General features: G+C 50.7%; 22 protein-coding genes and 2 pseudogenes. 8 read left to right on the forward strand and 16 right to left on the reverse strand.

The window, feature by feature from the left end:
• Positions 1-10 precede the first annotated feature (10 nt).
• From HUN05_02050 to HUN05_02070, 5 genes are all read right to left on the reverse strand, one after another.
• Positions 11-1036, reverse strand: a complete 1026-nt coding sequence (locus HUN05_02050; GenBank protein ID WDP84091.1) for an ISAs1 family transposase — start codon at positions 1034-1036, stop codon at positions 11-13.
• 265 nt (positions 1037-1301) lie between these two features.
• Positions 1302-1478 carry a hypothetical protein gene (locus HUN05_02055; GenBank protein WDP84092.1) on the reverse strand — a complete coding sequence of 59 codons (177 nt, stop codon included), beginning with the start codon at positions 1476-1478 and terminating at the stop codon, positions 1302-1304.
• Positions 1447-2469: a hypothetical protein gene (locus HUN05_02060; GenBank protein WDP84093.1), complete on the reverse strand. Its 1023-nt coding sequence runs from the start codon at positions 2467-2469 to the stop codon at positions 1447-1449. Before HUN05_02060 ends, HUN05_02055 begins: the two co-directional genes overlap by 32 nt.
• Before the next feature lie 50 nt (positions 2470-2519).
• The gene (locus HUN05_02065; protein WDP84094.1) at positions 2520-3119 is read right to left on the reverse strand and encodes a penicillin-binding protein activator LpoB; all 600 of its coding nucleotides are present in this window, start codon (positions 3117-3119) and stop codon (positions 2520-2522) included.
• 35 nt (positions 3120-3154) lie between these two features.
• Positions 3155-4699 carry a sigma-54-dependent Fis family transcriptional regulator gene (locus HUN05_02070; GenBank protein WDP84095.1) on the reverse strand — a complete coding sequence of 515 codons (1545 nt, stop codon included), beginning with the start codon at positions 4697-4699 and terminating at the stop codon, positions 3155-3157.
• Positions 4700-4923: 224 nt separating this feature from the next.
• Here HUN05_02070 and HUN05_02075 point away from each other — a divergent pair, with 224 nt between their 5' ends.
• From HUN05_02075 to HUN05_02090, 4 genes are all read left to right on the forward strand, one after another.
• Entirely contained in the window at positions 4924-5775 is an 852-nt protein-coding gene (locus HUN05_02075; GenBank protein ID WDP84096.1) for a 3-hydroxybutyryl-CoA dehydrogenase, read from the forward strand.
• Between the two features lie 76 nt (positions 5776-5851).
• Positions 5852-7663 (forward strand): acyl-CoA dehydrogenase, encoded by a 1812-nt coding sequence (locus HUN05_02080; protein WDP84097.1) that lies wholly within the window; start codon positions 5852-5854, stop codon positions 7661-7663.
• Positions 7664-7694: 31 nt separating this feature from the next.
• Positions 7695-8945 carry an acetyl-CoA C-acyltransferase gene (locus HUN05_02085; GenBank protein ID WDP84098.1) on the forward strand — a complete coding sequence of 417 codons (1251 nt, stop codon included), beginning with the start codon at positions 7695-7697 and terminating at the stop codon, positions 8943-8945.
• A 217-nt stretch (positions 8946-9162) separates the two neighbouring features.
• Positions 9163-9474 (forward strand): hypothetical protein, encoded by a 312-nt coding sequence (locus HUN05_02090; protein WDP84099.1) that lies wholly within the window; start codon positions 9163-9165, stop codon positions 9472-9474.
• A 171-nt stretch (positions 9475-9645) separates the two neighbouring features.
• On the opposite strand, the gene HUN05_02095 is transcribed toward HUN05_02090, so the two are convergent.
• Genes HUN05_02095 through HUN05_02105 form a run of 3 tightly spaced genes read right to left on the reverse strand, consistent with a single transcriptional unit; the run spans position 9646 to position 11412 of the window.
• Positions 9646-10857, reverse strand: coding sequence for an IS256 family transposase (locus HUN05_02095; protein ID WDP84100.1), 1212 nt, complete (start codon positions 10855-10857; stop codon positions 9646-9648).
• A gap of 35 nt (positions 10858-10892) precedes the next feature.
• The gene (locus HUN05_02100; GenBank protein ID WDP84101.1) at positions 10893-11261 is read right to left on the reverse strand and encodes a hypothetical protein; all 369 of its coding nucleotides are present in this window, start codon (positions 11259-11261) and stop codon (positions 10893-10895) included.
• Entirely contained in the window at positions 11197-11412 is a 216-nt protein-coding gene (locus HUN05_02105; GenBank protein WDP84102.1) for a hypothetical protein, read from the reverse strand. Before HUN05_02105 ends, HUN05_02100 begins: the two co-directional genes overlap by 65 nt.
• Before the next feature lie 236 nt (positions 11413-11648).
• Between HUN05_02105 and HUN05_02110 the strand changes: the two genes are divergently transcribed.
• The 4 genes from HUN05_02110 to HUN05_02125 all read left to right on the forward strand — a co-directional run bounded on the left by HUN05_02110 (position 11649) and on the right by HUN05_02125 (position 15270).
• On the forward strand, positions 11649-13121 hold the full coding sequence (locus tag HUN05_02110) for a serine protease (protein WDP84103.1): 1473 nt from the start codon (positions 11649-11651) through the stop codon (positions 13119-13121).
• Positions 13118-13594: a serine protease gene (locus HUN05_02115; protein ID WDP84104.1), complete on the forward strand. Its 477-nt coding sequence runs from the start codon at positions 13118-13120 to the stop codon at positions 13592-13594. Before HUN05_02110 ends, HUN05_02115 begins: the two co-directional genes overlap by 4 nt.
• Positions 13595-13661: 67 nt before the next feature.
• Positions 13662-14642: a flotillin-like protein FloA gene (gene floA / locus HUN05_02120; protein ID WDP84105.1), complete on the forward strand. Its 981-nt coding sequence runs from the start codon at positions 13662-13664 to the stop codon at positions 14640-14642.
• A gap of 76 nt (positions 14643-14718) precedes the next feature.
• Positions 14719-15270: a hypothetical protein gene (locus HUN05_02125; GenBank protein WDP84106.1), complete on the forward strand. Its 552-nt coding sequence runs from the start codon at positions 14719-14721 to the stop codon at positions 15268-15270.
• A gap of 57 nt (positions 15271-15327) precedes the next feature.
• Here HUN05_02125 and HUN05_02130 read toward each other — a convergent pair.
• From HUN05_02130 to HUN05_02165, 8 genes and pseudogenes are all read right to left on the reverse strand, one after another.
• A pseudogene (locus HUN05_02130) lies at positions 15328-16049 on the reverse strand (AAA family ATPase).
• A gap of 57 nt (positions 16050-16106) precedes the next feature.
• Positions 16107-17218: pseudogene (locus tag HUN05_02135) on the reverse strand (ISAs1 family transposase).
• Positions 17219-17421: 203 nt separating this feature from the next.
• Positions 17422-18345 (reverse strand): TAXI family TRAP transporter solute-binding subunit, encoded by a 924-nt coding sequence (locus HUN05_02140; protein WDP84107.1) that lies wholly within the window; start codon positions 18343-18345, stop codon positions 17422-17424.
• A 71-nt stretch (positions 18346-18416) separates the two neighbouring features.
• Positions 18417-18851 (reverse strand): hypothetical protein, encoded by a 435-nt coding sequence (locus HUN05_02145; protein ID WDP87886.1) that lies wholly within the window; start codon positions 18849-18851, stop codon positions 18417-18419.
• Complete coding sequence (locus HUN05_02150) at positions 18845-20539, reverse strand: radical SAM protein (protein ID WDP84108.1); 1695 nt, start codon at positions 20537-20539, stop codon at positions 18845-18847. Before HUN05_02150 ends, HUN05_02145 begins: the two co-directional genes overlap by 7 nt.
• On the reverse strand, positions 20536-21378 hold the full coding sequence (locus tag HUN05_02155) for an ABC transporter ATP-binding protein (protein WDP84109.1): 843 nt from the start codon (positions 21376-21378) through the stop codon (positions 20536-20538). Before HUN05_02155 ends, HUN05_02150 begins: the two co-directional genes overlap by 4 nt.
• Complete coding sequence (locus tag HUN05_02160; protein WDP84110.1) at positions 21308-22030, reverse strand: iron ABC transporter permease; 723 nt, start codon at positions 22028-22030, stop codon at positions 21308-21310. The genes HUN05_02155 and HUN05_02160 overlap by 71 nt, the downstream gene beginning before the upstream one ends.
• Positions 22027-23049, reverse strand: a complete 1023-nt coding sequence (locus tag HUN05_02165) for an ABC transporter substrate-binding protein (protein WDP84111.1) — start codon at positions 23047-23049, stop codon at positions 22027-22029. The genes HUN05_02160 and HUN05_02165 overlap by 4 nt, the downstream gene beginning before the upstream one ends.
• Between the last annotated feature and the right edge of the window lie 39 nt (positions 23050-23088).

Here is a 23088-nt window from a genome sequence, read left to right on the forward strand (position 1 = left end):
ATCGGCATTGCTATAAATTTAATGCAATGTGCCGAATCGCTGCAAAATTCTCAGGAGAGTTCCCCTTTCTGACTCTGCTTTCGTCTTCACGGAACGCAATATCCAATACCCAATGCACTGAATTTTCAATTCCCCAATGCCTCCTGACAGCATTACCAAAAATATTGGGGTCGCTATCCAGGCTCGATATATAATATCGCTTTTCATGACTGATCTGGCCGTCCATTTCCCGGGTGGATTCAATCATTCCAATATTTTTCAAACCTTTCCAACTTTTTTTATCTTCAAACCAATCAATATCAGAGGTTATCACAGCCCTGCGCGTTTCGACTCGACCGTGCCCTCCGTCAACACTGGTCTGTTCATTAAACTGGTACCCCTGATTTTTCATTTCTTCCATTTTATTGAAAAAAAGTACCGCTTCATCATGCAAGGTTTTATGATTTTCTTTCAGGGCAAGGACATAGTCACACCCTTTGTTTATTATGGTTTCAGCGATTTTCTTTTGAGTGCCCATGGCATCAATGGTTATAATGCAGCCCGAGATATCTAAAAGTTTTAAAAGATTTGGAATGGCCGTAATTTCATTTGATTTTTCTTCGGTTTTTAATTGCCCTAAAACCACTTTATTAGACGAAGCCCACGCACTGATCATATGAATGGCTTTCTTATCATTGGAGGTATCGTGTGAACGCCTTAGAGTTTTGCCGTCGATTGCAATGACTTGACCTTTGGTCATCTTTGCAACCGACTGAACCCAGTGCATAAAACTGCTCTGAAATTCATTCGGGTTCATCCTTTCAAAAATTCTGCCAAAGGTGTCATGGGAGGGTATCCCATGGGGAAGGCTTAGAAATTTTGACAACCACCTTTTTCTCTTTTTGCCAAAGTTTTCAATTTGCTCATAAGTGTCTGCGCCAGCAACTACCGCACAAATTGCGATGATGACGACATCAATTAAATTATGAAGCTTATTGTGGTGTCTGGGGTCCTGAATATTGTCAAAAAAAGTTTCAAGAGATTTTTTTTCGTTCATTGGCAACTCCTTGTGTTTATTGCCATATATATCGTATCTGTGCAGCGATGTCTAGGAAAATTTTGTTCGATGCTCATATACTATAGCAAGCCAGGAGAGCCAGACTGGGATAGGGTGAAGGGGGTGGAGTGGCGTAAATGAGCGGCCCGCCAGGACGGCATAGGTCCGATCATTTCCGCTTCTTAAGCGGTCAGGACGACCGCTTAAGATTTAACGGAATCCCCCTCACCTATTCCAGCCGGGTAAGGACGAATCTTAATAAAAGTTACATGCGATGACCCTGCAGAAGGTTTTTATGAATTTTTCTGTCCCGGGTGCCCATGGCAGCCTGCCATTGTCCAGGGGGCAAAAAAAACCGTCTCATATAAATCTGGCCGGGCAGGGTCCGCCAGGACCGGGTATCTGCATGCTCAACCAGGGTATTTAAAATATTTAAATACATTTTCAACGGTCTTCTGGGTTTCCTTGTTATCATTTTTGGCAATCTGGTGAATCACTGCCTGTTTAGCCGCGGCCCGGGCAATGGCTGAAAGATCAGAAACCAACGCCCCCTTTTTTTCAATGGTTTGCCCGGTTTGGGATCTCAGGCAAAAAACAGGGGCAATTCCCGGGGGATCCTGAGGGGCAAACTTCGGAAAGGCAATGGTCAAGGGGCCATGGGTCGTGGGAACCATGACCCGGTCCTCTTTTTTGGGGGGCATTTTCCCTGCCAGCTGAATCCAGACCACCTGGCCCGAACCCGGGGGCGTTTTTTCATGGAAAAAATCCCCATATCCCGTTAGGACTTCCATGGCATCCATGACCCGGCCTGTTTTTCTGGCCGCACGAAACAGGTCCGGCCCCAGATCCCGGGGCATGCCTGTCCCATAATTTTTTTCATAGTCTTGATAGGTTTCCACCGCTTTTTTATAGTCGATAAACGCCCCGGAAACGTCATTGTCCGCCTCTCTGAGAATCCCGCTCAGATAACGGGCAAAGGCATCTTCCCTGTACACATTTTTTGAGTCATACTTGTCATTGAACAGGGTCAGCAAAGAGTCCAGGCGACGGCATTCCACCAGGGCTTCCCGGGGCTGGCCCTCATCCAGAAAGGTCAGGGCGGACATGAGATGAATCATGGCCCGTTCAAAATCATCTCCCGGGTAGGCCAGGACATACTCATTGGTCACAAAGGAGATGGCTTCCCTGGACAGGCTCAGGGTATAAAGCTGCTCAGCCAAATCTTCGGCAGCCCTGAAATGTTTCTGGGCCCCATTAAAATCCCGGCATTCCATCTGAACCATGGCCGAATCCAGATGGAACAAGAGGGCGTCATTTTCCCCGTAATCTGATTCATGGGCAGCCATCAGGTCAATGGCTGCCTGACAATCGTTGCCGGACAGATGCCGATCTAAAACATCATAGGGAACGTGGGAGGCACACCCGGTAAACAACACTCCCAGGGCAAGAACAGTCCAATGCCCGAAACAAAAAAGATGTCTGATTAGAACCAGAATTTTTTCTTTTCCACCATTTTTTTAATCTTTTTCTCTCCCAGCCACACCTTTTTATGGGACTGGATATGGATCAGTTCCAGGTTGACCTGGTAGTATTTCACCTCTTTTCCTTCCACCCGATCGGAAATGGTATTGATATCGCCTTGAAGCATGAAATCCGCCCCCGTTTCCATGCCGTCCTCCTTGGCGGTTTCTTCTGAAGAATGGGTGACCTGATCCTGGCGTTCGGCCCGGACTTCCATCCGTTCCTGGCTGCTTGCCACAAGATCCACCTCACCGGAGTTGACCAGGGCCCGCTCCAGATCCTTGACAAAGGTCTGGGTGTTGATATGTTCATCACTCCTGTTGCGCACCGTGCCCACAATCACGGCAGGGGCCTGTCCCTGGTGGGACACCCGATAATCCCCCACCCAGGGCCTTGTCATCACATCCTGAACCATCTCCTCGGATACCAGCCTGGAGTCCGTGTCATTCCACCGCCCGCTCAGATCAATGGTCTTGTCCACCGCCACCCGGTCAACCCGGGTGGAGCTGCACCCGGCAACCGCCAAAATAATCCCCCGGCCTGCCCGTTTCAATGCCTTCATTTATATTTTCCTTTTTTAGTCAATGGATCTGTTCTTTAAACGATTTTTTTTTGTAAAACGCTGTTCCGTCCAAAGGGAATATTAAGCTTTTTCATCCTTTTGCGCAAGGTGGAGGGATTAATTTTCAACAGGGTTGACGCCCCCTTTTCCCCTTCCACACGGCCATTACAAAGATCCATGGCCTGGCGGATATGGGCGGAGATCACCTGGTCCAGACCAACAAACCCCTCTTTTGCAGGTCCCTGGATGGGCTGGGCCGGCAGGGCGGTAATCTCTTTAAAAAGAAGCCCGCCTTCCCGGTCCAGAATCATGGACCGCTCCACGGCATTTTCAAGCTCCCTGACATTGCCGGGCCAGGCATAGGCCATAAGCCCGTCCATGACATGGGCGGATACCCAAGGAATTTTGAGCAGTTTCATCTCCCTGGCTTTTTTTAAAATAAAATGATCCACCAGGGCCGGAATATCCCCTGCCCGGTTGCGCAAGGGGGGAATGGTAATGGGAAAGACCCTGAGCCGAAAAAACAGATCCGGCCGGAACCGGTTTTGGGCCATCATCTCTTCTAAATTCCGGTGGGTGGCGGCAATGACCCTGATATTGACCCGTATGGTCTCGGTTCCGCCCACCCGGTCGATCTCCTTTTCCTGGAGCACCCGCAAAAGGCGGATCTGGGCTTCGGCACTCAGTTCTCCGATTTCATCCAGAAACAAGGTCCCCCCCCGGGCCCGCTCAATCCGTCCCCGCTTTCTGGCCACTGCCCCTGTAAAGGCCCCTTTTTCATACCCGAAAAGCTCAGAATCCAGAAGGGAGGCCGGGATGGCCCCGCAGTTGACCCGGATAAAAGGGCCCTGGTTTCGAAGGGAAAAATTATGAATGGCATTGGCAATCACCTCCTTGCCCGTGCCGGTCTCGCCGAACAACAGCACCGGACTTTCCAGGGGAGAAACCTGGTGGACCATTTTCATCACCCCTTCAAGGCCCTGGCCCGCTCCGATCACGGTTTCTCCGGCCATACGGTTCAGCTCATCCTGGAAATACCGGTTATCGTCTGCCAACAGCTCTTTTAAATTTTTCAGCTCCCTGAACCTGAGGGAATTGGTCAGGGCAATGGCGCAGGGCTTGTCCAGCAGGCTCAGCAGCCGGACATGGTCATCTGAAAACCGGGTTTTGCCATTGTTGAACACGGAAAAAATACCCAGCATGGTCCCTTCGAGCACCAGGTCAATGACCACGGCAGACAAATCCCAGGCCTTGAGCCGGTCTGCCACAGGTCCTGTGATGGGATCATCTCCCAAACGGTCTATGGACCTAACCCGGTCCAGCCGTCGCTCTTCAATGAGGGTGCGCCCCTGTCCGGACAGAGGAATCTTCATGGACATGGCCTGGCCCCCATTGGGTGCGGCCAGGGCCAGGGTCTCCACAACACCGGCATCCCTGTGATAAACATGGAACCCCATCTGGTCTGCGGGCATGAACTTTCTGACATAGAGCAGGCAGTGGTGAAGGGCCCGCTCAATTTCAAGGCTCGAACAAAGCTTTAGGGTGGCTTCCCTGAAAAAATCGTTTTCATTCATCTCCATGGTATCGCTCCTCTGCCGGGTAAAGATAAAAAAGGCTTTCAGACTGTCCCATAAGACAGATTATTACAAATCCGGAAAATAGAACAGAAAAAACTTTTCCATGGAACAGAAATCTTAATTTTATGGCCAGGCAAAGGGCCGCAGCCCTCTCCTTTGGGCCTTTGAAATCCTGGCATGAATATTGCTTAAATTTGTTCAGAATATAACACAAAGGGAGGAGAGCAATGAAAAAAGTAACGGTTCTGGGGGCGGGCATCATGGGGGCAGGCATTGCCCAATGTGCGGCCCAGGCAGGATTTGAGGTCATCTTAAGAGACATGGAAGACCGGTTTGTTGAAAACGGTCTGACCACCATAAAATCCAACCTGGACCGGGCCGTGTCCAAGGGAAAAATGACCTCAAAAGAGGCAGACACGGTCATGGACCGGGTCTCGGGCACCACAGACCTGACCATGGCCGCCCGGGATGCCGACCTTGTCATCGAGGCCATCATCGAGGTCATGGAGATCAAAAAACAGGTCTTCAGGGAGTTGGATACCATCTGCAAAAAAGAGGCCTTGTTTGCCTCCAACACCTCGGGTCTTTCCATCACGGAAATGGCCTCGGCCACAGGAAGGCCGGGCCAGTTCATCGGCATGCATTTTTTCAACCCCGTGCCTGTGATGCGCCTTGTGGAGCTTATCCGGGGATTTACCACCTCGGACGACACCTTGAACATGGCCAAGGATTTTGTGGACAAAATCAAGAAAACCGCCATTGAGGTGAAAGAAGCCCCGGGATTTGCCGTAAACCGAATCCTCTGCCCCATGATCAACGAGGCCATCTTTGTTCTGGCCGAAGGCATTGCATCCCCCGAGGATATTGACAATGCCATGACCCTGGGAGCCAACCATCCCATAGGGCCCCTGGCCCTGGCAGACATGGTGGGACTGGACACCATGCTCCTGGTTTTGGAAGGCTTTCATTCGGAACTGGGAGAAGACAAATACAGGCCCGCCCCCCTGCTCAGGAAAATGGTCAGGGCAGGATATTTGGGAAGAAAAAGCGGCAAAGGCTTTTACGACTATACAACATAGGGTAACCCTTTTTTGAATACTAAAGAGCAACTTTAATCATCAAGGTTTTGGCTGATAATACAGACAAGGAGGCAGTATGGCGCAGCAGGTAGCAGACCGGCGGGATGTGGACTTTGTGCTCCACGAACAATTAAAGGTGGCGAACTTGAGCCGGCACGAACAATTTGAAGATTTTAACGAAAAAACCATTGATATGGTGGTTTCCGAGGCAAGAAACCTGGCCATCAAGGAGCTGCTGCCCTATCTCAAGGAGGCGGACGAAGAGGGCTGCACCTTTGACAACGGCCAGGTCTCAGTGCCCAAAGCCTTTCACCGGGCATACAAACTCTTTGCCGAAGGTGAATGGATTGCCATGTGCGATGACCCGGACTGGGGCGGCCAGGGCATGCCCGCAACCGTGGCTCTGGCGGCCAACAATTTTTTTAACGGAGCCAACTATCCGTTTATGCTCCACAATATCCTGGCCCACGGGGCCGGCAAGCTTGTGGAAAAATTCGGCACGGACAAACAAAAAGAACTTTACTTGAAAAAAATGTACACCGGTGTCTGGGGCGGTTCCATGCTGTTGACCGAACCCGAGGCAGGATCCGATGTGGGGGCGCTCACCACCCGTGCCACACCCAACGGGGACGGAACTTACTCCATTGTGGGCAATAAAATCTTTATCTCGTCCGGAGACAACGACCTGGTTGAAAACGTCATCCACCCGGTGCTGGCCCGGATTGAAGGGGCTCCTGAAGGCACTGCCGGCATCTCGCTTTTCCTGGTGCCCAAGTTCCGGGTGGGGGATGACGGGTCCATGGGCGAGTTCAACGACATCGTCTGTACCGGGATCGAAGAAAAAATGGGGATCCACGGCAGTCCCACCTGTTCCATGGCATTGGGGGGCAAGGGCCAATGCATCGGCACCCTTTTGGGCCAGGAAAACCGCGGCATGAGCGCCATGTTTGTGATGATGAACGAGGCCAGGCTCCACGTGGGCATGCAGGGGTTTGCCTGTGCCAGCGCCTCCTACCTCAACGCCTTAAACTATGCCAAAGAACGGGTCCAGGGCGCAGCCCTCACCGCCCCCAAAGGCTCTCCCGGGGTGCCCATTATCCAGCACCCGGATATCCGGCGGATTTTGCTCAACATGAAATCCCATACCGAGGCCATGAGATCCATCCTCTATTATGTGGGATACATGGAAGACCGGCTCAAGGTGGCTGACAATGATGAAGACCGGGCCCGGTTCCAGGGCATCATTGATGTGCTCATCCCCGTGGCCAAGGGCTATATCACGGACCGGGCCTTTGAACTTTGCTCGGACGGGGTCCAGGTCTTCGGGGGATACGGATTTATCAAGGAATATCCCCAGGAGCAGATCCTGAGAGACTGCAAAATCACCCAGATTTACGAAGGCACCAACGGGATCCAGGCCATGGACCTTTTGGGCAGAAAACTGGGCCTGAACAAAGGAAAAGCCTTTACCGACCTTATCGGCGAAGTCTCCGCCACCATTGAAACCGCCAAAAACGTGGCGGGCCTATCCCCCCAGGCAGAACTTCTGGAATCCACCCTGACCCAACTCATGGAAACCGCCAAATCCCTTGGCAGCCTCATGGGAGAGGGTAAAATTGAGCAGGCATTTTCCCATGCCCATCCCTTTTTGGATGTAACAGGCGACGTGCTCATGGCCTGGATGCTCTTGTGGCGGGCCGTGATTGCCTCAGAAAAACTTGAGGCCAAACCCAAGAAAAAAGACAAGGCCTTTTACCAGGGAATCCTGGCCTCGGCCCAGTTTTTTACCGCATCAATACTGCCCGTGACCCAGGGCAAAATGGCGGCCATCCAGGCCTGCGACAATGCCGCCATGGAGATAGCAGACGAGGCGTTTGCATCAAAATAACTGAACTCAACCTAAATGAAGGAATACAAAAATGAAAGACGTTGTGATTGTATCGGCCTGCCGCACGGCCATCGGTGCCTTCGGCGGCACCCTCAAAAATCTGAACGGCGCCTATATCGCCAGTATCACCATGAAAGAAGCCATCAAACGGGCAGGCATTGACCCTGACATCATTGACGATGTCCGCTACGGCACCTGTGTAGAGCACCATGACACCCTCAACACCACACGGGTGGGGGCCCTAATGGCCGGCATCCCTGAATCCGTACCTGCCGTGACCATCAACCGGGTCTGCATCTCGGGCATGGAATCCGTACTCTCGGGCATGGCCATGATCCAGGCCGGCATGGCCGATGTCATCCTGGCCGGCGGGGTCGAGCATATGTCAGGGGTTCCCTATACCGTACCCAAGGCACGCTGGGGCTGCCGCCTCCAGGACACCCAGTTTGTGGACGCCATGATCCACGCCCTTCACTGCGGCTCCCATGTCATGCCCTTTGATGAGACCACCCCGCTCAACACGGCTGAAGCCCCGGCCTCTTATTTCATGGGCAAGCCCTATATCATGGGCCATACCGCAGAATTTGTGGCCCAGCATCTCAATATTTCCAGGCAGGAGATGGACGAGGTGGCCCTGCGCTCCCACAATAATGCGGAACGGGCCACCAATGACGGCTCTTTTGCCGATGAAATCGTTCCCATTGAAGTGCCCCAGCGGAAAAAAGATCCTTTGATCTTTGACAAGGACGAACATTTCAGACCCGGCATGACCATGGAAAAACTTGCAGCCCTGCCCCCGGCCTTTATCCCCAAAACCGGTAAAGTCACGGCAGGCAACTCCTCGGGCATCAATGACGGGTCCACAGGACTTGTGATCATGTCTGCTGACAAGGCAAAGGAACTGGGTCTTGCCCCCATTGCACGGATCAAAGCCTCTGGCATGGGCGCCTGCCATCCCACGGTCATGGGAATTTCCCCTGTGCCGGCCGTAAACAATCTTCTGGACAGATCCGGCCTTAAGATAAACGATTTCCAGCTCATGGAAGTCAACGAAGCCTTTGCCTCCCAGTATCTCGGGTGTGAAAAAGAACTCGGCCTGAACCGGGAAATCACCAATGTCAACGGCTCGGGCATCGGCCTTGGCCATCCTGTTGGCAGCACCGGCGCAAGGATCATCACCACCCTGATCTATGCCATGAAAAAACGGGGCGACTCCCTGGGCATGGCCACCCTCTGCGGCGGCGGCGGGGTTGCCATGGCCTGCGCCATTGAGATGCTTTAAATTGGTCCCATCCCTTATCCGCCCATAATCCAGGCCGGAATAAACACCTTGATCATCCCGGTCATCCGGACCGGGATGATCGGGCGCCACACGGCAGAGGAGACCTAAAATGACCGTTGCAGACATTATACAAAACCGCAGTTCGGTAAGGGCGTTCACAGATATAGCAGAGCAAACAATTACTTGAACAAGGATTTATACAACTTATATTTTCCCCATGAGATATTCATCAGATTTACGCAAACGCGTTATAGATTTTGTAGAAAATGGAGGAAGCAAGACGGAAGCTGCCAGTCAGTTTAATGTATCCCGTGGAAGTGTTCACAACTGGACGTCTGCCGAAGATGGTTTGTCATACAAGAAACCCGGTCCAAAAGGACCACGAAGTTTGGATCTGGAAGCTTTGCGCCTCCATGTGGAGACAAATGATGACATGACACAATCGGAAAGGGCGCAGCATTTCGGAGTATCCCGTGCCTGTATCTGGTATAATATGAAACAACTCGGAATCACTCGAAAAAAAAGATGAGGGAATGTTCAGAATTCTGTGTCACGGTTTCGGTTCCCGGATCTGCCTCAGCGCCAGCGGAAGTAAAAGTCAGGTCCGAGAATGGGCCTTCAATCAGCCACGTCGGAGGAGTTGACTTTTGCTGGAGTGGAGTTCCTGGAACCATCTTTTCCATCTGTAAATAAATCCCTATCAAATTCCCAGCTCTTTATCCAGCCGGCCTTCAAAGAAAATTGCCAACTGGGAAATTGTCAGTGACCAATTTTGAATCGGCATTGTCCATTTTTTACTGGCGTTCTGGATCCCCATGTAAAGCAGCTTTAACAGGCTGTCCTGGTTCGGGAATGATCCCTTTGTTTTGGTCAGTTTTCGAAACTGTCGATGCACAGCCTCAATGGTATTTGTGGTGTATATTATCCGTCGAATCTCTTCTGGATATTTAAAGAAATGACTGAGGCGTTCCCAGTTGTTCCGCCAGGATTTTATCACAATCGGGTATTTGTCATTCCATTTATTTTCCAAGATATCCAGTTCTTCTTCGGCCAGATCCTTATTGACCGCTTTATAAACACGTTTTAGATCTGCCATAAATTCCTTTTTATTTTTGGAACCAACGTATTTCAATGAATTTCGGATCTGGTGGACTACGCAGACTTGAACTTCTGTGTCCGGGAATATGGTCTCAATGGCCTCGGGAAAACCTTTTAGACCATCAACACAGGCAATCAGGATATCTTTTACCCCTCGGTTTGAAAGGTCTGTTAACACCTGCAGCCAGAAGTTCGCACCCTCATTCTCGGATATGTACAGCCCAAGAACCTCTTTGCGGCCCTCGATATTCACCCCAAGAATTGTGTAAACGGCTTTGCTGCCGACCTTTCCGTTTTCTCGTACTTTATAATGTATGGCATCAAGCCATACGATTGGGTACACATTTTCCAACGGCCTGGCCTGCCATTCTTTGACGGTATGGATGATTTTATCGGTAATGGTGCTCAGAGTGGCATTTGAAATCTCAAGTCCATAGATTTCCTGTAAATGGGAAGCCATATCATTATAACTCATGCCCAGGCCGTAAAGGGCTATTATCTTTCTTTCAATTTCATCGCTGAGCGTTGTCTGATGTTTTTTGACGATCTGTGGAGAGAAGGTTCCGGCCCTGTCACGCGGGGTTTTTAGCTCAAATTTACCATCCAGGGATTTAATGGTCTTTTTGCTTTTTCCATTACGGCGGTTGGCAGAAACTTCCTGCCCGAGATGGGACTCCAACTCTCCTTCAAGAGCAGCTTCAGCAAGATTTTTGATTAATGATGTAAGGACGCCGCCCTTACCTGTGAAGGGTTTACCTTCCTGGATGCCTTTAAGGGCTTTTTGAAAATCAAATTCGGTGTTTTCTTCGGTCATGTCAGTTCTCCTTATTTAGCTGAGTATATCAGCTTTCATTCAACTGACACAGAATTTTGAACGCCCTCGTCATGAAGGGGTCTGTCAAACATCATTTTGGCATAGAGTTTGGCATAGACCACCTTGGTCATCAGGTTTTTTCCTTTGGACAGATCAATGGCTTTTTCAAAATAAATTTTTCCCTGGTCTGGTTTTCCGCCTAACGCCGGAGGGAGAAAGGTGGACAAGGTGCCAAGATATAGATAGGCTGCCCCGTCCCTGAATGTTTCATCCACACGGATCACATGCGCCATGATGGCCTCGATACGTGATATTTCAGCCAGAGCATTAAAATCGTCTTTATTGGCCATAATCCATGAGGCCGCAGGCATGGTCATTGGCCTGACACATGGCATTCTGGGCATAGTTGTTTAAAATACTTTTGGAAAGATGGTGCATCATATTGGACTTGACTGAACAGCCCTGGGCAATGAAGGTGACCAGGAAAGGCAATATCCAGAGCAGGGGCACAAAATAAGCCCTTTTGTGAATCAACGTCCTGAACCTGAGCAGCATAAGAGATTTTGTCCTTAAAGAGTCTTCAGTTTAGATATTTTATGACCAACAATTTTAATTAATTAAGAATAAAAAATAGCCTGTTTTTTAAAAAAATGCAACTGGATTCACATGGCCCGGGCGTGGGTTTTTAAGATAAATGAATTTATTATGGGTTGAATTCAGCCCAATCATGATATAATGCCTATACAATAGTCCTTAACTAAAAATTTTTCAGTTTGGAAAAGACCGAAATCATGATGCCAAAACCCAATTTTTTTGCATTTTTGATCCTCACCCTGCTGGCGTCCAGTTTTTTGCCTGCAGCCGCCAGCCCCCCTGCTTCAAAGGTTTATATCATTCCGGTTTCCGGCATGGTAGAGCCGGGAATGGCCGCCTATGTCAAAAGGGCGATAGAGGAAGTTGAACATGATAAAAATGCCATTTTAGTGTTCAAGCTGGACACCTTTGGTGGGCGGGTGGATGCCGCGTTTGAGATTGTGGAGACCATATCTGCGGTGCCAAAGGAACGGACCATCGCCTATTTAGAAAAAAGGGCGATTTCCGCAGGCGCCCTGATTGCCCTGGCTTCAGGCACCCTGATCATGAAGGAGAACACCCTGATCGGTGACTGCGCTCCCATTATTCAGTCCAATGAAGGTCAAAAGGAGGCCGGGGAAAAGACCCAGACCGTTCTCAGAGCCCAGTTCCGGACGCTTGCAAAGAGGAACAACTATCCTGAGGTCCTGGCTGAGGCCATGGTGACCAAGTCAATGGAGGTCTATTCCCTTACCCTGGATAACACGACCCAATACATGGACAAAACAGCCTATGATGACCTGTCAGAGGCTGAAAAGAAAAAGGTGTCGGGAAAAAAGACCATTGTGGCCAAAGGCGAGCTTTTGACCATGGATGATACGGAAGCCAAGGATCTTGGGTTTTCTAAAACCAGTGTTAAAAATTTGGATCAGGCTCTGGCCTTTTTAGGGGTTCAGGCATACCAGCGAATTGAAATTTCAGAATCCTGGTCCGAGAACCTGGTCCGGGTGCTCCAGCCTTTTTTACCTTTGCTCATGCTTTTGGGGATCGGGGCGGTGTACACGGAAATCAAGGCGCCCGGGTTCGGCATCCCCGGCATCATTGGCATTTTTTGTCTGGGCCTGGTGTTTTTTAACCAATACCTGGTGGGGCTTGCCGATTATACTGAGCTGCTGGTTTTTTTCATCGGGTTTCTTCTGTTGGGGGTTGAGGTCTTTGTACTGCCCGGATTTGGTGTGGCCGGCATTTCCGCTCTCATGGTCATTGGTATTGGCCTGGTCCTTTCTTTTCAAAATTTTGTGTTTCCGGACCCTGCCCTGCCCTGGGAAGCCCGGCTCATGCTTAAAAATGTCTCTTTTGTCATGGGCAGTTTTCTCGGGGCCCTTGTGGTCTCTTTTTTGATGATCCGTTTTGTTTTGCCCCGAATATCAACCCTGATCAAAGGGCCGTATTTGTCTGCTACTCTGGAAGACGCCCGTGCAGATTCAGCACAATCTCTGGAGGTCAGCCCGGGGGAAGCCGGGATTGCTCTGACCCAGCTTCGGCCTTCGGGCAAGATCAGGATTAAAAACAAGAAAATAGATGCCATTACCCAGGGCGACTTTATTGATGCCAATGCGCGGGTCCGGGTGCTGGAAATTGTTCACAACCATGTGATTGTAGAAAAACAGGAGAACAAGGAAGATAAATGAAAGTTTATATACTGCCGGTTGTATTTCAGATATTCGGAGTTCTGGTTGTGGTGGCCGAGGTCTTTATTCCGTCCATGGGACTGCTTACGGCCATTGCCCTGGGACTTATCGGTTATTCCCTATATTTGGCCTTTACCACGATTTCTTCTGCCGCCTTTTTTGTTTTTCTCGGGGCTGACCTTGTGGTTCTGCCCCTGGTTTTGATATTGGGGTTGAAAATCTTAGCCATTTCCCCCCTTGCACTTAAGAAGAAGCTTTCATCCGGGGACGGGGTGGTGTCCCAGGCCCAGGGTCTGGAGAGGTATTTAAACAAAAAAGGCCGGTCCCTTACGGTGCTTCGGCCTTCGGGAACTGCCGTGATAGACGACGTCCGTCTGGATGTGGTGACGGATGGGGAGTATATTGAGGCTCAAGTACCGGTTCAGGTGACAGGGGTTACGGGAAACCAGGTGGTCGTGGCAAGAATCGGTTAGACAAAAGTTTACATAAAAGTTGATCAAGGCTTAGTCAATTATATTTAATATTTAAGGAGAGGTGGTTATGGATTTCATGTATATCCTGCTCATTGTTGCAGGTATTATCGGCCTGGTATTGGTGTATTTTGCATTTTCCTATATTGGGCTGTGGATTCAGGCCCTGGTATCCGGGGCTACGGTGGGCCTGTTCAATATTATTTTCATGCGGTTTCGGAAGGTGCCGCCCAAGCTTATTGTTGAATCTAAAATTATGGCGGTCAAGGCCGGTATTGAAATTGCCACGGACAGCCTGGAATCTCATTATCTGGCAGGCGGTAATGTCTCCCGGGTCATCCAGGCCCTGATTGCAGCGGACAAGGCCAATATCGAGCTGACCTTTAACCGGGCTTCTGCCATTGACCTGGCAGGGAGGGACGTGCTGGAGGCGGTGCAGATGTCGGTGAATCCCAAAGTGATCGAGACCCCTCTTGTGGCTGCCATGGCCAAGGACGGTATTCAGCTCAAGGCCATTTCCAGGGTCACCGTCAGGGCCAATATTGACCGCCTGGTTGGCGGGGCAGGTGCCGAGACCATCCTGGCCCGTGTGGGTGAGGGTATTGTTACCACCATTGGATCTGCCGTGACTCACAAGGAAGTTTTGGAAAATCCGGACACCATTTCAAAGACCGTTCTTTCCAAAGGCCTGGATGCGGGGACGGCCTATGAGATTCTCTCCATTGATATTGCAGATGTGGATGTGGGCAAGAATATCGGGGCAGAGCTTGAGACGGACAGGGCTGAGGCAGATAAAAAAATTGCCCAGGCCAAGGCCGAGGAAAAACGGGCCATGGCCTTTGCCCAGGAGCAGGAGATGAGAGCCAGGGTCCAGGAGATGCGGGCCAAGGTGGTGGAAGCTGAATCCAAGGTGCCCCTGGCCATGGCCGATGCCTTTAGAAGCGGGAACCTGGGGATCATGGATTATTATAAGATGCAAAATATTTCCGCAGACACCAAGATGAGGGACAAGATCGCCACTCCGGGATCCGGGCCTTCCCATGAAGAATAATCCAAGCTAAAACCCGTAAAAAATGGGGATAAGCTCTGATGGAGAATAGGGCTGTCCCCATAAAATAGGAGACGTCATGGAATTTGGCGACCTGGTGACCTATATTCTGCTTTTTTTGTTTTTTGTTCTTCCCTCTATTCTAAAGAAAAAGGGCAAGAAAAAAGCAGGGACACGTGAGACAAAGAAAAATGCCTCTGTTTTTGATAAATTGGGACAAACCATCCAGAAATTTGTCAGTGACCTGGAAGATCAAGCCAGACAAGCCCGGGCCAAGCAGGAAGAACAGGGATCGGCCTGGGATGACATTGATGATAGTGCGTCTGGAGTGTCAAGCGCCACCCAGAGGCATGGGGTAGAAGAGGAAACATTCATCCCCCATGAAATTACCCGGGAGAAAACGGAACACGCCCCTTCCCCCATACCGGCCCATTATGATCCTGACCATCCTTTTTTGGCACCGGAAAAAGTGCCAGTGACAAGGGAGCCCAGGTTAAAAAAAAAGAGGCCGGTTGTTGTCTGCTCCCCTGTTTTTCCTGGAATCGAGCCAGGAATGCTGGAAAATCCATTGCAGCAGGCCGTGGTCTGGTCGGAAATTTTAGGAAAACCCGTGGCCCTGAGGGACGAGTGATTTGTTATTTGAAATTGTTAAAGACTGATAGTCTCCCAATGCCTTGGCCCTGGGAGACTAATTTTTCATATAGGTGGTAAATATCTGTTCATGGGAAATGTATTTTTCCCTGTCAGGATCCACAAGATACATGCGGATGGCATTAACCCTTCGTAAAATTTCCTGTTCCGCCCTGTTCCGCCCTGTTCCGCCCTGTGTTTTTTTGTCTGGATAATCTCTTGTTTCAGATCCAGGGTGGGCTGGGTGGCATAGTATTTTTCCGTTTTGTATGCGATCCGTTTTTCTATGAGATTTTCGCGCATCTCATTGTGGTCATCGTCCAGAAACAGCACTTCAGGCATGAGATCGGCAAAATGGGTCACAGCAATGATATCCTTTTGTCTCTGCCAGTATCCAATGAGAAATTCAGGCTCTAAATCCTTGTAATTTTGCAGGGGCATATACATCCGCCGCAGATACAGCAAGACTTTTTCTGTTTTTTTTCTGTGCCCGCCGATGATGACAGATCCTCCGACCTCGTCTTTTCTCACCCCTTTGGTCCATGGGGCCCCGGTAATCCCGAAATCAATGCAGAGCGGAATTCGCAGCAGTGCGGACATGGTGTTCAGGGCCAGGGCATAGCCGGCAGAAGAGCCGCCCACATTGTAAGAGGCTGACAAAAGCTGATGATGGAGGGAGTAGCGTTTTAAAAAATCTCCAAACAGCCAGGGGATGCTGATATCAGGGGAGAGTTCCTGGATATAGTTTTTCACCATGGTCAACGCTTCCTGGGCAGACTGCCAGGGCTCACGCATGTAAATATTGTAAAGTGCCTATAGTTTTGATTGGTTCAAGTATCATCCAAACATAACTTCCTCCAGATATTTGATATCCATAGCAGCATTCAACCTTTTGGTTTTTACACTCCCTTTAAATGTCTTATTGTTCCGTAATAAATTTAATGCAATGTGCCGAATCGCTGCAAAATTCTCAGGAGAGTTCCCCTTTCTGACTCTGCTTTCGTCTTCACGGAACGCAATATCCAATGCACTGAATTTTCAATTCCCCAATGCCTCCTGACAGCATTACCAAAAATATTGGGGTCGCTATCCAGGCTCGATATATAATATCGCTTTTCATGACTGATCTGGCCGTCCATTTCCCGGGTGGATTCAATCATTCCAATACTTTTCAAACCTTTCCAACTTTTTTTATCTTCAAACCAATCAATATCAGAGGTTATCACAGCCCTGCGCGTTTCGACTCGACCGTGCCCTCCGTCAACACTGGTCTGTTCATTAAACTGGTACCCCTGATTTTTCATTTCTTCCATTTTATTGAAAAAAAGTACCGCTTCATCATGCAAGGTTTTATGATTTTCTTTCAGGGCAAGGACATAGTCACACCCTTTGTTTATTATGGTTTCAGCGATTTTCTTTTGAGTGCCCATGGCATCAATGGTTATAATGCAGCCCGAGATATCTAAAAGTTTTAAAAGATTTGGAATGGCCGTAATTTCATTTGATTTTTCTTCGGTTTTTAATTGCCCTAAAACCACTTTATTAGACGAAGCCCACGAACTGATCATATGAATGGCTTTCTTATCATTGGAGGTATCGTGTGAACGCCTTAGAGTTTTGCCGTCGATTGCAATGACTTGACCTTTGGTCATCTTTGCAACCGACTGAACCCAGTGCATAAAACTGCTCTGAAATTCATTCGGGTTCATCCTTTCAAAAATTCTGCCAAAGGTGTCATGGGAGGGTATCCCATGGGGAAGGCTTAGAAATTTTGACAACCACCTTTTTCTCTTTTTGCCAAAGTTTTCAATTTGCTCATAAGTGTCTGCGCCAGCAACTACCGCACAAATTGCGATGATGACGACATCAATTAAATTATGAAGCTTATTGTGGTGTCTGGGGTCCTGAATATTGTCAAAAAAAGTTTCAAGAGATTTTTTTTCGTTCATTGGCAACTCCTTGTGTTTATTGCCATATATATCGTATCTGTGCAGCGATGTCTAGGAAAATTTTGTTCGATGCTCATATACTATAGCAAGCCAGGAGAGCCAGGCTGGGATAGGGTGAAGGGGGTGGAGTGGCGTAAATGAGCGGCCCGCCAGGACGGCATAGGTCCGATCATTTCCGCTTCTTAAGCGGTCAGGACGACCGCTTAAGATTTAACGGAATCCCCCTCACCTATTCCAGCCGGGTAAGGACGAATCTTAATAAAAGTTACATGCGATGACCCTGCATCCTCGTCCACATTCGCCCGAACAGCCAGGAAGTTGGGCTGGGCAATGGTTTGGATTTTTTGGGGCTGATTGGGATAGGTGCCGGCCGGGATCAGATAAGGGCTCCAGAGATTGAGGCCGCCATCTGCCGCTGCCATCTGCTCGTCTGTAAAATTTAAAAAGGTCAGGTCCTTGCCCATGGTGGCGGCGGCCCGGGTCACAGCGCCTGTGGGCACTCCTGCCGGGGTGGAAATGGCGACCACCTGTCCGTTCTGAAGGGCATCGACGCTGGGTCCGTATCCCAGGTAGACCAGTTTAAAGTTCCGGTCCGGGTTAAAGCCGAGGTTGGAGAGTAAAAACGTGTTTGAGCCCAGGGTGCCGGAATTTTTTTTGCCCAGGGCCAGGTGCTTGCCCAGGGCTTGTTTGAGATCATCGATGGTGCCTGTTTGGGCATATTTAGACTGGATGGTGAACTGTTCTACATTCTGCCAGAGCATGGTAATGGATCTTAGATTTTTCTGGGGTCCGGCGGACTTGACCGCTCCGATACCGTTCCAGGCCCAGTAACCGTAAAGTCCTTGAAGAATAGCAAACTGGGCCTGGTTTTCCCTGAGCAGTTTGACATTTTCACCGGAGCCGGCTGAATTGATGGCGGACATGCCGATGTTGTGGCGGGGCTGAAGTTTGACCTTGATCAGGGTGGACAGGGCCACCCCGACCGGATAATAGGTTCCGCCGGTGCTGGCCGTGGTCAAAAGGTAATTGCGTTCAGCAGGTTCGGCCATGAGGGAAAATGGATGGGTGAACGCCGCCAGAAAAAGGAGGGTCATGGTCGCCAGAGAGATACGCATTCTTTTTTTCATGGGATTTCCTTGCACTCTTTATATTATAAATATTCAGCCTGGCCTTATCTTAGCAAGGAATGCCCCTGGGGTTAAGGTGTTTTTTTGTGCCCGGCAAAGGCTCTGGAAGAAAGATGAAACAGGTCATGGGCCATCTGCCTGATTTCAGGCGAGCAGTCCGCCCTGCGAAATTGCCTGTCCGAGGCAAAGGATTTCCAGAACGGGGGGAGCTGATCCATGCGGGTGACCATGCCGCCCTGCTCATCTTCTTCTACATAGAGCACGGTTTTAATTCCTGAATTGATGATTCGGGTCAAACACATGGGGCAGGGCTCCATTGAAGAGATCAGGACCAGATCGGGACAGTCCCTGGGATCGGCCCCGCTTTCAGGGGATCGTTTTTTTTTCATCCGGTTTTCGTACCGGTTGAGCAAATCCATTTCTCCGTGGAGATCGCTTCTGAAATACCCGTCATACTGTCGGTTTCTTCCGGTTTCCACCACCTGGCCGGTCTGTGCATTTACCAGGCAAACCCCTCTTTTGCCACGGCCAGAACCTCCGGCATCAGATGGATATCCGTGGGAAGGTCCAGATCCGGCTGGCTTTTTTTAAACATGGAGATCCATTGGTCCCGTGTGACCAAACGTTCCATGCCGTTTAACCCCTTTAAAAAGTCAAGATCCCCCGGGCCGGGATCGTGGATGCCGCAGTATCTACAGGACCATTTGGAGGCAATGGCCAGCCCCTTTAACCCGGAAAGATCCATGACCCCGGACAAAGGGATCATGGGGCCTGTGCCCACGATTATCGGGGTATAACCGGAATCTTTGACAAAGCTCAGGGCCTCATCCATGGCTGCTGACAGCAGATCATGGATATTCTGGAAAGAAAGGTCAAGGTGGCGGATGGTAAAGAACTGCTGAACATAGGAGAGACAGACCAGGGAGGGATCATAGTTCTGGATGAGGTCCATGGCCGTCTGGGTCACCCAGGTGTTGGCCAGAGGATCTGTATCCCCAGGATAGGGGTGGTCTGCCAATATCTTTTTGACCATGGGGGCCAGGCCATGGGTTTTTTCTGTTCTGGCACCGGTTTCAAGATCAAACTGGTTCTGCCATTCCCTGGCGTCAATGATGACCAGGCCGCCTGTTTTTTGTCGGTCCTTTTTCGGGTTTTTCGTCTCCGGTCCTTTCTGGGGGCAGGTTTCCGGGGGCTTTTTCTTCTGGTTGGCATTCCAGGGAACGCGGGTGCCCAGCAGACCAATGGGTTCATTGCAAACGGGACAAAGATTATCAGGGGCCAGAAATTCATCCAGCCGGTCCCCGGAGCATCCCAGGCTGAAGCGTTTGATCACGGTGTGTTTGCACGAGGGGCAGAGGGTATTGACCCAGTCGGATCCCACAAAGTTGTGGAAATAGACATAGGCCAGTTGGTCCCGGGCCGTTTCCAAGGCCTGGTTCATGGCCTGGATATCCGGGTATTGGGCATTTTTCATCATGTGTTCGGGCAGCAGGCGGAAGACATGCCAGGGAATCTGGGGATTAATATCCTTAATAAATCCTGAAATATCTGTGAATTCATGGTCATTGACATTCTGGATAATGGGTGAGGCAATTTCCACATGGCATTGCTTGGCAAAGGTTTCAATATTTCTCAGCACAGGGGCAACAGAGGGTACGCCCACATATTTTTGGTAAAATTGATCAGAAAAACCCTTGAGCCCGATGTGGACAAAGGAGAAAATTTGGGCCAGTATCCCGGTGGCCTCCGGGGTGGTATACCCGTTGGTGAGACATCCCATGGGAATGCCTGCCTTTTGGGCCGTTTGTTTTACCGCCATGAGGCTGGGCAGGGAGACCGTGGGCTCGTTTACATTAAAGACAATGTTGTGGCAGCCCAGTTTCTGGGCCATTTTGACCAGATTTTTGGGGGAAAAATCATAAAAATCGTCTTTGAGCTGTGCCGGATCCTGGCAGGCAATAAAGGCATTGGAGCAGTATTTGCACCTGAAATTGCATCCGGCCGAACCAATGATCATGGATCTGGACCCGGGATAGGCATGGTAAAAGGGGACCGATTCCACCCGGGAGGCAGAATAGGTGGACCATTGGTGGGCAAACAGCTGTTCAACCTTTCCATTTTTTTCATAAAACATACCGCAGATGCCTTTGCCTGAGCCAAGGTCGCATCGGTGTTCACAATAGGGGCAGATCATAAATTCTCCTTTTGGCCGGGTTTGGGGGTGACCACAAAGACCCCGGCCCTGGTATGGTCGCAATGAATTTCTTTTCCCAGGACCTGTTTGAGCACCGGGGGAGTCATCACCTTTGAAACAGGCCCCTGTGCCGCCACCCTGCCCTGGTGGATCATGATGGTCTCATGGCAGTAATAGTGGGTGAGGTTGGGGTCGTGCAGGGTGATGACCAGGCAGAAATTCTTTTTTTCAGCAAGGGTTTTCATCAGGCGCATGATCCTGTGCTGGTTGGGAAAATCCAAATGGGCTGTGGGTTCGTCCAGCAGCATGACCGGAGTCTTCTGGAATATGGCCCGGGCCAGCATCACCAGCTGGCGTTCCCCCCCGGACAGGGTGTTGAAAGACCGGCCGGCCAAATGGGAAATTCCCGTTTCCCCCAGGGCATCCAGGGCCTGGATCTCCATTTGTCTGTCCGGGCCGGCCCAGGGCCGTATCCGGGATGCCCTGGCCATGAGAACCATGTCCAGACAGGAAAAGTCAAAGGGGGTATGGCTGACCTGGGGAACCAGGCTTACGATTCTGGCGGCACTTTGCCTGGACAGTCCATGGATGTTTTTTTCAAGGATGGTCACCCGGCCTGAGAGGGGGGGCATAAGGCCTGCAATGCATTTGAGCAGGGTGGTCTTGCCGGAACCGTTCCTGCCCATAAGCCCGCAGACCTTTCCACAGGGCAGGTCCAGGCTGACCCCGGAGACCACCGGGGTTTTATTATAGCCAACACAAAGGCCTTCAAGCACCAGGGTCAAGCCGCCTCCTTTTTTTCCCGGCACGGATGACCAGAAACCCGAGAAAGGGCGCATCCACCAGGGAGGTGACAATGGAGATGGGAATTTCCGAAAGCATCAGGCTCCTGGCCAGGCTGTCCATGACCATGAGAAAGATGCCCCCGCCCAGGGCCGTGGCCGGGATGAGCCGCCGGTATTCAGGACCTGCCATGAGCCTTGCCATATGGGGGACGATGAGGCCCACCCAGGCAATGGTGCCCACAGAGGCCACGGCCGAGGCCACCATCAGGGTTGAAACCAGGATATAAAAAATTCTAAACCCCAGGGTGTTCATGCCCATGGTTCTGGCCTCGTCATCATCCAGGGTCATGAGGTTGAGCCGCCAGGCAAAAAGAATCATGAGAAACAGCCCGGGCAGAATAATATATGAAACCATTTCAAGCTTGGCCCAGGAGGCGGTATGAAAGCTGCCCATGGTCCAGAATACAATCTGGGTCAGCTGGTCATATGGATTGGCCAAGTACATGATAAACGAGAGTCCGGCCCGGAACAGGGCCGAGACCACGATGCCGGTGATGACCAGAACCATGGGTGAGGGATCCCGGCTTAAGCCTGCCAGGGCCTGGGCATGGACCACCCAGGCGGCCGGGGATAGCACCAGGATGGCCAGGGCGGCCAGGCAGCAGGCCGCGGCCAGCAGGTAAGAAATCCCCCGGCGCCGGATCATGGCAGTTTTCCTCCCATTTCTTCAAAGCTGTGGCCTAAAAAATTTTTATAAAAGGTATTGGCCAGGGTCAGGATGTCCACATCTTCAAACAGGTTCGGATACAAGGTCTTTGCCGACCAGACCACGCCCAGAACCGCGTGGGGCGCCGGATAATCCCACCACCCGATGTTGGAGGGAAAGGTATAAATTTGCCGTGTCTTAATGGCGGTTACTGTGGAAAAATGGGGATTGGCAAGGATTTGATCTTTGCCAAGGGTATTAAAGGTGGATCCCATGAAGATCACCTCCGGGTCCCAGGCCGCGATCTGTTCCGGGGAGACATCTGCCCAGAATCCCTTTACCCCCTTGGCCACATTCACAGCGCCGGCAGACTCCAGGATCTCCGTCTGGAGCATATGGCCGGTGGCAACGGAATAGATGCTTTTAGGCCCTGTAAACAGTACCCGAACCGGGGCTTTGCCGGTTCTGCCCTGATGGATCCTCTGGGCCACCATCTTTAAGAGGTCTTTGCAGGCCCGGATATAGTTTTCCCCCTTTTCTTGGCATTGGAGGACCTTGGCCATGAGGCGGACAGCCCCATAGCTTTGTTCAAAGGTTTCTCCTTTCACCCCGATCACCGGGATGCCGGCCCGGGTGTAAAGATCGATTTCCCCCTGGTCCCCGGAGGCGTACAAAAAGACCACCTGGGGTCCCCGGGAAATCAGCCCTTCCACATTGTGGGCATGGCCCTGGATGGATTCGGGCAGTTTAGCAAAGAGTTTATCCACCTTTGCCAGGGCCAGGGCTTTTTTGCCGTAGATGCTTTTTTCCACCAAAAAGGGGTCCTGTTTCAGGGCATAGGTGATCTTGCCCCCAAAGTGGTGAAGGGCGGCTATTTTTGTTATTCTGGCCGGCAGCCTTACCTTGCGGCCCAGCTGGTCTGTGACCATCCGGGAATGGGCTGATTGGGGCGGAGATGTGCCGCACCCCATGGCAATGGCCAGGACAAGCCCCCCTGTAAAAATCATTTTTGAAAACATTCGAATGCCCGGGCTTTTTGGGGGGGCGGGGTAAAGGCA

Origin of the sequence: Desulfobacter sp. (genome assembly GCA_028768545.1) — a bacterium.
In the GTDB taxonomy this organism is placed as follows: domain Bacteria; phylum Desulfobacterota; class Desulfobacteria; order Desulfobacterales; family Desulfobacteraceae; genus Desulfobacter.